The organism is Kitasatospora sp. NPDC056184, from assembly GCF_042268405.1.
Lineage (GTDB): Bacteria > Actinomycetota > Actinomycetes > Streptomycetales > Streptomycetaceae > Kitasatospora.
This window is the reverse complement of the sequence record NZ_JBHJUI010000003.1, coordinates 404,380-417,100: the sequence shown is the minus strand read 5'-3', so window position 1 is coordinate 417,100 and position 12,721 is coordinate 404,380. Positions and strand designations below refer to the sequence as shown.

At 68.2% G+C, this 12,721-nt stretch carries 6 protein-coding genes; 5 read left to right on the top strand and 1 reads right to left on the bottom strand.

What is annotated here, in order from left to right:
- Positions 1–123 precede the first annotated feature (123 nt).
- The gene (locus ACFC0B_RS09550) at positions 124–2,874 is read left to right on the top strand and encodes a tetratricopeptide repeat protein (RefSeq protein WP_376084228.1); all 2,751 of its coding nucleotides are present in this window, start codon (positions 124–126) and stop codon (positions 2,872–2,874) included.
- Between the two features lie 19 nt (positions 2,875–2,893).
- On the opposite strand, the gene ACFC0B_RS09545 is transcribed toward ACFC0B_RS09550, so the two are convergent.
- Positions 2,894–3,805, bottom strand: coding sequence for a serine/threonine-protein kinase (locus ACFC0B_RS09545; protein ID WP_376084226.1), 912 nt, complete (start codon positions 3,803–3,805; stop codon positions 2,894–2,896).
- Between the two features lie 87 nt (positions 3,806–3,892).
- Here ACFC0B_RS09545 and ACFC0B_RS09540 point away from each other — a divergent pair, with 87 nt between their 5' ends.
- Genes ACFC0B_RS09540 through ACFC0B_RS09525 form a run of 4 tightly spaced genes read left to right on the top strand, consistent with a single transcriptional unit; the run spans position 3,893 to position 12,690 of the window.
- Positions 3,893–5,464, top strand: coding sequence for a PD-(D/E)XK nuclease family protein (locus ACFC0B_RS09540; RefSeq protein WP_376084225.1), 1,572 nt, complete (start codon positions 3,893–3,895; stop codon positions 5,462–5,464).
- Positions 5,461–6,534, top strand: coding sequence for a hypothetical protein (locus ACFC0B_RS09535; protein WP_376084223.1), 1,074 nt, complete (start codon positions 5,461–5,463; stop codon positions 6,532–6,534). Before ACFC0B_RS09540 ends, ACFC0B_RS09535 begins: the two co-directional genes overlap by 4 nt.
- Positions 6,535–6,546: 12 nt before the next feature.
- Complete coding sequence (locus ACFC0B_RS09530) at positions 6,547–10,026, top strand: hypothetical protein (protein WP_376084221.1); 3,480 nt, start codon at positions 6,547–6,549, stop codon at positions 10,024–10,026.
- Positions 10,027–10,074: 48 nt separating this feature from the next.
- On the top strand, positions 10,075–12,690 hold the full coding sequence (locus ACFC0B_RS09525) for a pPIWI_RE module domain-containing protein (protein WP_376084219.1): 2,616 nt from the start codon (positions 10,075–10,077) through the stop codon (positions 12,688–12,690).
- Positions 12,691–12,721: the final 31 nt, after the last annotated feature.

The following is a 12,721-nucleotide window of genomic DNA, read 5'->3' as shown; positions in this document are numbered from 1 at the left end:
TCTCTGAGTTCCATCTGAGGGCGCGACGTAGCACAACCGTGTAAACCGACGCCCGGAAACGCGTAGATTCCCGTGGTGTCGCAGCCCTGGCCGCGATCATCGCTGTGAAGCGGAGGTGTCGAAATGGATGGACGAGTGCTTGGGGTGGTGAGTGTCGGGCCGTCGCTCTCATCGGACGGTCCGGCCGTCATGGGCGTCACAAAACAGGCCGCTCTGTTCGCGTTGCTGGTGACGTCGCCGGGCGGTCGGTGCCCCCTTGACGGGGTCCTCGACTGCCTCTGGCCTGGGGTGGAGTCCTCGCGCGGCCGGCTGGATCAGGTCATGAAACTGTTGCGAAAGTCGCTGGGGAAGGAATCGCTGCGCACCGAATCGGGAATCTGTTCCATTTACCTGCCGAGGGACCGGATCGACCTCTACCGATTCCGTGACCAGGTGCAGCGTGCGGAGAGGCTCTTCGGGAAGGACAAGGTCGATGCTCTGGCCGCGGCCATGAGGGAATGGGGCGGCCTGGTTCCGCTGAGCGGCCTGAAGGGGGAATGGGTCTCACTACGCCGGGCCGAGCTGCGGCGAGAGCGGCGGTCGGTGCTGGAATCCCAGTTGGAGGCCGCTCAGCGGGCCGGCATGGAGGATTGGCTGCGCACGGAGGCAGACCGGTGGTACTGCAGCCTGCCGGAGGAGGACTGGCCCTTGCGGTACTACCTGATCGCACACGGTACCTCGCTGACACGGGTGAGACTGAAGCGGCTGATCAAGGAATGGAGGAGTCGCTTCGGTCGGCCGGACGAGGGACTGCAGGCCGTCATCGACGAACTGGATGGGAAAGCCCCTCGGTCGGCCGCTACCACGCTGTCCTCCGTGCCGAGTCAGTTGCCACCTCCCGGACGACTGGCACTGGGCCGTGGCAGGGTGATCCGTGAAGTGGTGGCCGCGGTGCTGCGACAGCAGGAATCCGGCCGGCCGACCGTGGCCGTGATCAGCGGCATGCCCGGCATCGGGAAGAGCTTGGTGGTGAACCGCGTGGCCCATCGGTTGCGGGAGGCGTTCCCGGACGGGGTGCTCTACGCCGAACTCGGCGGATTCCCAGGGGAAGGGGGACAGCCGGCCGATCCAGAGCGCGTCGTCGACAAGTTCCTGGCGGAGTTCTCGCTGCCCTACTCGCCGGTTGGACTGGAGCAGAAGAGTGCAGCACTGCGCTCGGTGCTGGCGGGCCGTTCCGTGCTCATGGTGCTCGACGACGCCTGGGATGACGAGCAGGTGCTGCCGTTGCTGCCGGGAACCGGGCCCAGTGCGGTGCTGATAACCAGCCGTCGGAGGCCGGAGATGCTCCGTGCCCGCCAGGAGGTGAAGCTGTGGGTCCTTGACGAACTCGACGACGAGAGCGCCTCGGAGCTGCTACAGGAGGACATCTCCCCGTCCGATCGTCGGATGTTCACCCAGGAGGTCGCGGATCTCGTCGAGGTCTGTGGCGGCAACCCGTTGGCGCTGACCGTGGCCGCCCGGCGTCTGGAGGGCCGTCCGGCCAGGGCGATCCGGCACCTGCGCGAACAGCTCGCCAAGGAAGAGGGACGTCTCGACGCCTTGGAACACCCGCCAGCCCGCCTGTCCGTCCGGGCGGCCTTGGCGTGCTCAGTGAACGCCCTGTCCGAAGAGGCCAGGTGCCTGCTCTGGCAACTCGCGGTGCACCCAGGGCCGTCGATCGGCTGGGACGCGGTGATGGACCTCGGGTCGGTGACCGAGGGCGCGAACCCTGACCGGGCGGTGGAAGAGTTGCGGGCGGCACACCTGGTGGAGTTGCAGTCGGGCCGGTACCGCCTGCACAACCTGGTACGGACATTCGCCCGCCAACAGGTGCGACCTCCGGCTCTGACCGCGTCTCCCGGGTTCGAGGAGGCCACCGTCTGGCAGATCCTGGAACACCAGTTGCACTACGTCTGGGCCTGTGACCGCTGGCTGGACGGGCAGCGATGGCTGCCGGTCGGCGAGCCGGAAGGCATCACAGTGGTCCAGCCCGAGGATCGGGAGCGCGCGCTGGCCCTCCTCGATGATGAATACGAAGCGGCCTTGCGCGGAGTCGAATTGTCGAGGGAGCGTGAAAGCCGACGCCACATGTGGCTGCTGCCGATGGCCTTGGTCACCTACCAGTGGCGCCGTCATCTCTTCGAGGACGCTCAGCGGGGTCTCACGTGGGCCAGCGAGGCTGCGGAGCTGAGCGGTGTACCAGCAGTCGATCAGGCCATGATCTTCCGGATGCTCGCGGGGACGCGTTGGCATCAGGACAGCTTCGAGATCGCTGCCGGCCATCTGTCCCGAGCCGTGCGGCTGAGTGAGCGGGACAGCAGCCCGAGCGGCCGACTGAGTCTGGCCCGGTCCCTGCACACCCTGGCGCTCACCCGCCGCAAACAGGGACAGGAGGCTGCCGCGGAGCAGTGCCACCGGTCGGCGTTGGAGCTGTACCGGGAACTGGCTGACGACGCGGGGACGGCGGCCGCACTGAACGGGTTGGGCACGCTCTACCACGACCGCGGGCAGCACGACGAAGCCCTCAGGCTCTGTACCGAAGCCCTCGACCTGGTGTCTCGGACGGCGGACCGCAGCGGCTGGGCCGACGTGCTGCGTACCCTGGCCGGAATCCGGTTCGCCCTGGGCGAGAGGGAGCCGTCGCTGGTGCTGTTCCAGCAGGCGGCCGACATCTACCGCGATCTGGGCTCTTGGACCGATGAGGACAGGGCGTTGTGCTTGTACACCGACGCCCTGGTGGCGCTGGGTCGTACGGCCGAGGCCGTCTCGGCGCTGGAGCGGGTGCTGGTCCTGCGCGAGCTGATGGGTGGAAAGGGAATCGGGGATGCTCGCGACCGCCTGGAGTCGCTGCGGTGACGGCCGACCCGTTGCCGCCTCACCAGCGGGGAGGCGTGGTCCGATAGTACTCCGTAGGGTCGGGCCGGAGCGGTTTCACGGGTCGGGGACCATCGGCCGCGGGAAGATTCGGGCGGAGGTGCTCGAACACCTCGCGCACAGAGGTGGGGCGCTTCTCGGCGGCGAGCTCCACCATCGAGAGGGCGAGTGTGGCGAAGGGCGTCGGTACGAGGGAGAGTCTTTCCTCTGGCAGGACAACTGGATACTCGGCGGTGAGGCCTGCCCTCGACCCTGCGTAGGGGAGCTCCATGACGGTCATCTCCAGGAGCAGACAGCCGAGGGCAAAGATGTCCGCCTGCGCGGTCACTCCGTCGGGGTTTGCGTTGAGTTGCTCAAGGGGTGCGTAGCCGATCGTTCCGCACCCGGCGCGAGTGCGCCGGTGGGCCCGCACGGTGAGCCCGAGATCGATCAGCCGCACCCGTCCGGAGTGCTCCACCATGACGTTCTCGGGCTTCAGATCACGGTGGACGAAGTTTCTCCGGTGGACATCGTCGAGGATCTCGCAGAGCTGGCCGATGATCGAGGCCACGGTGGCCACATCCTTGATCGGCCGAGACGTCGTCATCAGGTCGTACAGCACCACGCCGTCGACATACTCCAGGACGATGCAGCGGCGGTCCTGGTAGTCGCCGATTCCGAACAACTGCAGGGTTCCGCCGGAATCGCCGGTGATCAGGTGGCTGAAGACGCCTTCACCGGTGATTTCACGCGCGAGCTCGGCGAAGCTCCGCTCCGATTGGAAATCCCGCTGCCTCTGGAGCTTGATGGCCACCCGTTCCTCGGTTTTCAGACTCTGGCCGAGGTAGAGGTCCCCTTGGGCGCCTTCGCCGATGTGTTCGACCAGTTCGTAATGGTCTTCGATATTGCCGAACTTCCTGACCCTCCGCGCCATGATCTTCTTCCTGTTGTGCCGCCGTTTCGAGCTCCGGCTGATCTTTGATCAGATCGGCCGGGGTCTGTCTTCATGGATGGAGTCGCAATGCCCGAATCGTGGCTGCCCCCTGAGGGGGTTCGCCGTACTTCCAACGTCATCAAGGTATCGGTCGGCATGTTCAAAGGAGGCGACTTCCGCTGTCCCGCGGCCGATGCGCTCAAGGCACGCGGCTATCGGCCGGTGCAGGCCGTCCGCCGGCGCCAGGAGCAACTGGAGCACTTCGCCTTCGGCCCCTTCATGACCGTCTGCGATGCCCGTGGCCGGGACGGCGACGAGGCTGCCGGGGGGCTGCGGACCGCGAAGCCGCCGCACGACGGACTTCGGCAGTGGACGGTGCATGCGCTCGCGACGTATGCCGCCGCCTTTCCCGAGGACCCGGACCTGGCGCTGTCGGAGGTGGACTCCCCCTGGCGCTACAGCCACGTGGTGACCGGCGCCGATCCTCGGGGGGCGGAGGAGTACCAGCTGACGGTCTGGGGCCGGTGCCTGCAATCGCGGGACGGGACGGTGCGGGAACTGCGGTTGCCGGTGAACAGGCTCGGGCGGAAGCCGCCGCCGGACGGATTTGTCGCGGCGGCAGCGCTGGTACTCGCCGAGGGCGTTCCCGGGCCGTTGCCCGAGCGTGTGCGGATCGTCGAGTTCGCTCTGTTGGACGGCAAGGTCCGTCCGCTCTTCGACGGGACCCGGACGGAGGCTATCGCGCACTACCGTGCGCACGGTCGCGCTGCGTTGGCCGCGCTGTTGGACAGCCAGGAGTACCGCGCGGGTGCCCTGTGCGCGGACTGTCCGTACGCTTCCGTCTGCCCAGTGCTTCGCCGCTCTCCCGGCCTGCTGGGGATCGACGAGCCGGGGCGAAGGAGGCGTTGGTGGTCTGTCACCAATGGGCGGAACTATCGGGTCTGCCCAGCCCGCGATCACATGCGTCGGCTGCACCTGCCGGCCGCGGACGAGGTCGAACACGCCGCGGCGGTCGATCGTGGTCGGGCCCTTCACGCCTACCTCGCCGAGCGTCATGGCGGTGGTTCGCCGCGTCCGTGCACGGCGAGGGTTCCCGAGCAGTGGGTGCCCGAGGGTTTCGAACTGCCCGAGGCCGAGCGTGCGCTAGGTGCGGAGCTGCTGCGGAGCCATGCCGCGGTCTGTCCGATGCGGCTCGCCCGCGCCGCCGCCGATGTCCGCAACGAGCCGCGGATTGTACGCCACGACACCGCTGCCGAGGTGGTGGTGGTCGCCAAGCCCGATCTGCTCTATCGGGATGGCGGTGCCTGGGTGTGGCGCGAGACCAAGACGGCGGCGCGCGATCGGTCCCTTGGTCGCCCGCTGCTGGAACAGTATCCGCAACTGGCCTTGGCCGTGCTGCTGCTCGCTCGTGGCGACCTGGGCGGAGCTCCGGACCGGGGCCGGATCGAGTTCGAGGTGCTGCGGCCGGGTGGGGCGGATCTGGAGATCATCGACCCGTTTGTCCCGGCGGTGCGGGCCATGGCCGAACAGGTTGTGCGCGGGCTGGTGCACTGCTGGTTGCGGGACGAGGAATACCCGGCACGTCCCGGAGCGGCCTGTGCCCGATGCGAGACGGCGCGCTGGTGCTCCAACAGGCCGGCCTTCCAGGTGGCTCGATGATGTCGGACGAAGTAGCGCTGTACTGTGAACTGGCTGAGATTGTTTCCGAGTTGGGGGACGAGTCCGGGCTCAGATCGTTTCTTCTGCCCTATCCGCCCGCCGCGCAGCGAGTGCTGGACCGGGTGGTCCTGCGATGCATCGACCTCGGCCTGCCCCCACCGAAGAGCCTGCCGGAACTGCTTGAGTGGTGCCGTTCTACGCCGATCGGTGGCCGGCTCTTCGAGATCCCGCCCACGCTGGTCCTCCCGGACGCGCCCCTGATCCACCGGAACGGGCTGCTGCCCACCCGGGCCTGTCTGGAGCTGGCCTCTGCCGGAGTGAAGGGCGGCCCGGAGGAGACCGCCCGATCGCTGCTGACGGAGCTGGAAGGCCGGTGCGGCTCGGCGGAGCGGTTTCACAAGGTCCGCCAGTTTCTGGGGCGTAACCCGGTGGTGCACAGAAGAGACCGTCTCCGGCGTGGCTGGAGCAAAGAGATTTGGTGCCGGGTCAAGGACCTCTACCGTCCGGTGCCGGAGTCCCTGACCGTGGAAGGCACTCTGCTGTGCTGTGGTACCTGTCGGCTGCCGGCCCTGCTGGGAGGCCGTCGAGTACCCGACCAGAGGGCGGCGTCCGGGCCGGATACCTGGTGCGAGGGCGAGAGCTGCCCGCGCGGGATTTCGATGGAGCTGACGCGTACGACGGAGGGTGTCCTGCTGCTGAACAAGCCGCTGCGGGCCTTCCTGTCACTCCCGTTCCGGTTGGAGGAGGTGGTCCTGGCGGATCTGGACCGCGCGGGCGTCGGCTACCAAGCCCTGCCGGGTGAGCTGAGCGCATACCGGATCCAAGGCGCCGGGTTATCGGTCTGCAGGCTGCACATCCACGACCGGGTCCAACCTGCGCTGCTGGCTGCCCGGTTCAGCGGATTCACGGAGCCGGTCGTCGTTGTGGCGCCGGAGGAGCTCGCCGGCGCTGCCCGGTACCGAGCCGCCTTCACCCGGGCGTTGGCAGCCCCGGGGCAGGTTCTGCTGGTCGGTTCGGGCGATTTGATCACCCGGCTCCGAGGTGAACGCGCCTTCGATGAACAGAGCTGAGAGGAGAGAGCAGTGCGCAGTCTGACACCGGTCCTGCATAGGACGGTCCGCGAGCTCCAAGGGTACGCCCGATCACAGTTGCCCGGGCCGACGGCGGAGTTCCTCTGTCAGGTCGAGATCGGTCTGTACCTCCAGCACCGCCTGATGCCGAACGCTCCGGCGGCCCAAGCCTGGGTGCTGTTCAGCGGGTACGGGTTCGCCAAGGCGTACCAGGTGCCGCTGCCGCCTGATGCCGATCGGACCCTCAGGATCGCAAGATATTCGCTCTGGACCCTGGCACGGCGCAGGGCCTGGCGGGAGGCCCTGGAACGCTACCAACGGCTGGACCCGGCGCTCCGCGGCTACGACGTGGTGCACGACGACATCAGGGCGGTCCGCCGGGAGATCTCGGTGGCGACGGAGCGGTGGCAGGCCTACGACCAGCTGCTGTCGGTGGCGCCGCCGCTGGCGGGCCGAAGGCTTCCGGTCGCCGGGCCGGGACCGCACGCCTTCCCCGTCGGCCGCTCATTGGCAGTGGTCGACTTGCCGGACGTCTCCCCGGTGCCCATGGTGGCCCACGACGTGGACCTGGTCCCGGCCGGCGGGGGCGAGCCTCTGACGTTCCGGCTGAAGGACCTGGCTCGCACCGCGGCGGCGATGGACGCTGTGGACCGGCGCTGCGAACGGGCGAAGGACCGGAGGTGGGCGGGCCGGCTGCGGGAGTTCGAGATGTCAACCGCGGAGCTCGGAGTCTTCCGACAGTCCGCAAAGTTCACCGTGGACGGCATTCAGCACCTTCTCGGCATCGTTGGGGCGGGTAAGAGCACGCTGCGGGACATCATCGCGGTCCACCTAGCGCGGCACGGGAGACGGACCACGGTCGTGGTCCCCGATGTGGCCGAAGTCCTGAAGCTGGTCGAGCTCTACAACCGGTACACCGATGGCGCGGCGGCGCCTGTGCTGGGCGCGTCCGGTCGGGAGCGCCACGCCCAGCGACTGCACCGCAGGCTGGCCGGCCGTGGCGAACATCGGCTGCTGGCGCACGACGACCCGGCCTTCGCCTATCTGGGAACGTCCTGCGTGCTGAACCTCAAGCTGCGTGGTGGGGACGCCGAGCCGCTTGCCTTCGGCGAGTCGCCTTGCAGCCGGCTACGCCCACCGGCCGATCCGAAGCGGCGGACCAGGCACGCCCATGCATCGGAGTGGCAGAAGCAGAGTCTGGCCTGCCCGTACTGGTCCGCTTGCCCTCGGCACCACGGCTCGCGAGCCCTGGTCGGGGCGGCCATCTGGGTAGCCACGCTGCCCAGCCTGATCGACTCCGCGCCACCGTACCCGCAGAACGGAGAACGCATCCGTTACCTCGAGCTCGCCTGCCGACGGAGCGATCTGGTGATCATCGACGAGGCCGACCGGGTGCAGATGCAACTTGACCAGACCTTCGCCCCTGCGGTGCTACTTGCCGCCGATGAGGAGCGAGGATTGATCGACTGGCTGAGCCGGCACAAGATTCGCGAACTCGCCGCGAGCGGTCGTATCCAGCTCTCCGACCGCGACGTGGCGATTTTCTCCGCAGCAATCAACACCGTGGTGGCGGCGACCGACCGGCTGCACGCCATGCTGGTGGCCCACTACCCACTGCGCCGTTGGGTGGGACGCGGCTACTTCAGTGCCTGGACGCTCCAGCTGAACATCCTGGACGAGCGCTTCGCACTGCCCGAGGACGCGGCGGCGGACCATCCGAACCGCGCTCCGCTGGAGGAACTGCAGAAGCTGCTGGAGGCCTTCCGCGACAATCCGTTCGGCGACCGCGACCGGCGGACCGAGGTGGACATTTCGCACCTCACGGTCCTGCTCAATGAATTGCTGCACACCGGGAATCCGGAGCGGACCCGGGCCCGCCTGTCGGCCGTTGTGGAGTCCCTGCTCCAGCTCGACGACGCCTTCATGGCTGGAATGGAGCAGGAATACCAGCAGCGATTCGCGGCGTGGCAGTCCAAGGTCGAGGCTCGGCAGCGCGGCGGCAAGCGGGTCGGCAAGGAGATCCCGCCACCGCAGACCCCAGGACAGTGGCGCGACAGGATGGCCGATCGATTCGAACTGACCTTGCTGCTGAGTGCTCTGGAACCGCGCCTGGCCTTGATCAACGCCATGTGGCCGCGGGTTGAGGCCGCACTCAGCCTTGGCTTCAGCGAGATGTACCGACGGCCGAACGACTACGCCCCGATGGTGCCCGAGGCGCCGATGGGTAATGTGCTCGGGTTCCAGTTTCTGGTCCAGGGCGAGGACGGCGAAGGTGTCCGCAACGGGGAGCTGACCTTCTTCCGGTGTAGCGGTGTCGGACGTGAACTGCTGCGGGCCATGCCAGGCTTGGCCACAGTGGATGGTCGGCCCGGTGCTCACGTGTTGCTCATGTCCGGCAGTAGTTGGGCGGGGGAGTCCAGCCGGTATCACATCCAGGTCCCGGTTGGCGTGGTGATCGAGCCGCCGCCGGAGGTGATGGAGCGGATCGCTGCCGAGAGTGGCATGCGCTTCGAGTTCATCGACGAGGACCAAGGGAAGCTGCGCGTGTCGGGCAGCGACCCGGCCGATCGGCCGGCCAAGCTGCGCCGCATCGCGAGCTGGCTCGGCGCCGGCGCGGAGGACATCGAGGATGGCGGGCCGCTGGAACAGGAGCTGCTGTCGCTCCCGCCGGAGCGCGACCAGATCCTGCTGCTGGTGGGCAGTTACCAGGAAGCCCGTGTGGTGGCAGACACCCTGCACAACCTCAACAGGCGCTGGCGGAACAAGGTGCTCTGCCTCGTCTCGGACGATGAGGAGATTGAGGAGGAGCAGGAGGCCCCGTCCGCACAGCGGGCTAGGACGCTGCGCCGGGGCGACGTCGAGCGCTTGCGAGATCTCAGGTCGGACATCCTGGTGGCGCCGCTGCTCTCGGTGGAGCGCGGGCACAACATCCTCAATCGCCGGGACGAGGCAGCCATCGGATCGGTCTACTTCCTCGCCCGCCCGAACCCGCACCCCGACGACCTGTCACTGGCGGTGCACGCCGTCAACGACTGGATTGTGCGGGCCCAGGAGGATGGGCGGTTCGCGGGCTGGGTGCGCAACGGGAACAGCCTGGAGGCAGGTGCCGAAGCGGTCCGTCGGGAGGCGAGGTCGTGCTGGTATCGCGTACTTCAGCGGTCCATGGCGTGGAGCCGGCTCAACGAGGACCGCGTACAGGTCACCTGGGACATCCTAGTACTGATGTGGCAGGTCATCGGCCGGCTCGTGCGTGGTGGCGTTCCGGCCCGGGTGGTCTTCGTGGACGCGGCCTTCGCCCCGAACCGCTCGTCGTGTCCGCCGGCCCCGGACACGGCGAAGTCCAGCCTGCTACACAGCATTCTTGAGGTCCTTGATCCGTATTTCCGGGACGGCGCGACACCCGCCGACCAGGAGTTCATCGTCCGCGCCCTCTACCAGCCGCTGTGGAGCATGCTCGGCCGCTGCCTGGCTGAGCCTCTGCAGGCGGCTTGAGGGTGTGTCATTCATCGAATCCGTTCTCTTCCATCGAGGAGTATTGCCATGTACCGCGCCATCCGCGCTGTGGCTTATGAACCGGACCCCGACTTCGGACCCTGGCAGGAAGATCTGCACGTCCTGCGGCTCGGCGACGTCCTGCACGAAGAGCTGATGCACCGGCAGGAACGTTCCAGCGGCTGTGGCCGGCCGCGCCTTCCCGTAGCCCGGCTTCACTCGCTGCTGCGGGCCTGGGCGCCCGGAGTGCTGGCCGCTGCCCGCCACGCCGGAGTCGATGGCCGACTGCCGTGGCTCTATGCGCGCGAGCCCGTCCCGCGACAGGTCCTCGCGCCGCTGATCGGTACCTGGGCTGACGCCACTTTCGGTGACGAGGACGAAGTGGTCAACCTGGAACAGGAGCTCCAAGCCGGCGGCGAGGCTGCTGCGCTGGCTCTGCCCGAGTGGGAGACCGAGCGGGTCGATTTCGCCGAGACGGTCGTGTCTTCCGGTGGGACCGCAGAGCCCCTTCCCAGGCTCTACCGCCTGCTCCCCGAGGCGGTTGCGTTCCGCCTGGCAGGCGCGCCCTTCCGTGCCGGTGGTAACAGCCTCCGTTTCCGCGTCGTCAGCTCCGGAACCGGCGGGGTCGACCTCGTCTCCTGGCCGCCCTTGCGGTACGAGCACCGGAAGCAGACCTGGTACTACTCCGCCCGCCTGACCGTCACTGTCCAGACGGTGCCGTTCGCTGAGCGTTTCCGGGTCCATGTGGCCACCGGCGTGCGCCGCTGGGCGACCCGGTTGGACGTCCCCCGGTGGAAGCTGGGTGGCGCGACCGTGTTGCTGGACACCCCGCTGCCATGGCCGGAGGGGCCGGACCGAGGCTACCGACTGATGGTCAACACCCTTGGGTATGACTGGAGCTCGAAGGAAGTCGACTGGAAGCGGCGCAGCCCTGCCTTGCTCCTGTCCGATCTGGACATCGCCCGCCGCTTCCCGGAGCCGGAGGAACTGTTCACCTCCCCCGAGAAGTGGCTCCAGGGGTGCCAGGACGTTGCTGCGGGAATCGTCTACCACCCGGTGCTGGGGCCGCACGAGGTCGGAGCCGGCCTGATGCCGCGGGAACGTGCTGGACTGGACGAGTGGATTGAGCAGAGGTTGAGTCCCGTCCTGCGCAGGGTAGCGGACCTGAGCCGGGTCACCCGGCGGAACACCCCTTCCTTGCTACCCCGTTCCTCGAAGAAGGCCGAGCCCGGCAGCAGGGAAGTGCAGCAGGCTCTGGCGCGTCGAACCGCGCTGATTCGGGCCCTCGGCGGCCGACCGCTCGACGTGGAGCTCCTCTGGCAGTCACCGCAGACCCGGGACGCCCTTCTCACGGCACTTCCGAAGGTCATCGGTCTTGCGCCAGGGAGTCGGACCGACGGTGACAACACGACCAGCTGGGAGGCTGGCGGTGTCCGGGTCGTAGTCCGGAGCCGGCCGGCAGGCGAGCTGGCGAGCGCGCTGCAGCTCTCCCGCGATCGCAGGCGCCGCCCAGCCGTTCGCCTGGCCGAGGCTATCACTGAGCGCTGTGCTCAAGTGGCGGAATCGGATGACCGGACGCACGACGGGGTCAGTCTGGTGATCGCTGAGATCGCCGGGAAGAGCCGTTTCTCCTCCGTGCCGGACTCCGATCCCAAGCATGCACTGCGCCTGGCGTACGGACGCCAGGGGCGGCTCACGCAGTTCATCAACTTGCCCGAGCCCGGGACGGCAGCCCTGGAGCACCGAGCCAACTGGGCCTGGCTGGATGCCTTTCGGCAGCTCGGCGCGATCAGTCCGCCCGCTCACCGGGCGGGTGCCGGCATCCCAGGGGACCTGCAGTACGCCGCGCTCTGGCTGGTGCGCCACACGAAGGACGGGCCCACCCGGAGCCCGGCACGCCGCCTGGTCGCTGTACGGGTCCGCGCCGGCAATGACTCGGGGATGGTCGAGGGCTGGGACGCGGGACGGGCCGAATGGGTGCCCTACCCCAGCATGCTGTTGTCCCTGGTGAACGCTGGCGGTAGGGCCTCTACGGACCTGGAGCGAGACATCCGCACTGTGCTCTTCCAACTCCGCGACCGGCCGACCCTGTTACTGGTCAACTCGGGAAACCTCCGGCAGTGCTGGCCGCGGCTGTGCAACGGCGCGCTGACTCGCGACATGCTCGCCTTCGGTACCGGCCCGGAACAGCGCCTCACGACCTACGGGGACGACCTGCGGATGGTCCTGGTCCGGGACGACAACGGACGGGGCGAAGTACCCGAGTGGTACGCCCATGACGAGCTCGCCAAGATCGGCTTCTCGGAAGGCGTCTGGGCACCGTCCGGCGATCTCTACAACCGCGTCTTCGCCAGCACGACCGGAACCCCGCCGGCCGCGGCCAGACCAAAGGGACTGATGAAGCTCGCCCCGGCGGCGGGAGGCCGGACCGCACCCGGGACGACGGCCTGGAACCCCCGGCTCCTCGAAGTCACCGTTCTCGGCTGCCGCACCTCGGAACAGGCCGCTGACCACCCCGTCGAGTGGGCCACCCTCACCCACCAACTCCGTTACCACGACGACTACCCGCCCCTGGCCTACCCCCTCCCGTTGCACCTCGCGCAATTGGCGAAGGAGTACGTCCTCCCACTCGCCCCTGCGGGGAGCGGCAGGGCCGCCTGGTGAGTCCGTAACGGGCGTCGCGCCGATCTCCGAC

Excerpts from the sequence above, each read along its gene's own strand:
- ACFC0B_RS09550 (WP_376084228.1), top strand. The coding sequence starts at position 124 with ATGGATGGACGAGTGCTTGGGGTGGTGAGTGTCGGGCCGTCGCTCTCA.
- ACFC0B_RS09545 (WP_376084226.1), bottom strand. The coding sequence starts at position 3,805 with ATGGCGCGGAGGGTCAGGAAGTTCGGCAATATCGAAGACCATTACGAA.
- ACFC0B_RS09540 (WP_376084225.1), top strand. The coding sequence starts at position 3,893 with ATGCCCGAATCGTGGCTGCCCCCTGAGGGGGTTCGCCGTACTTCCAAC.
- ACFC0B_RS09535 (WP_376084223.1), top strand. The coding sequence starts at position 5,461 with ATGATGTCGGACGAAGTAGCGCTGTACTGTGAACTGGCTGAGATTGTT.
- ACFC0B_RS09525 (WP_376084219.1), top strand. The coding sequence starts at position 10,075 with ATGTACCGCGCCATCCGCGCTGTGGCTTATGAACCGGACCCCGACTTC.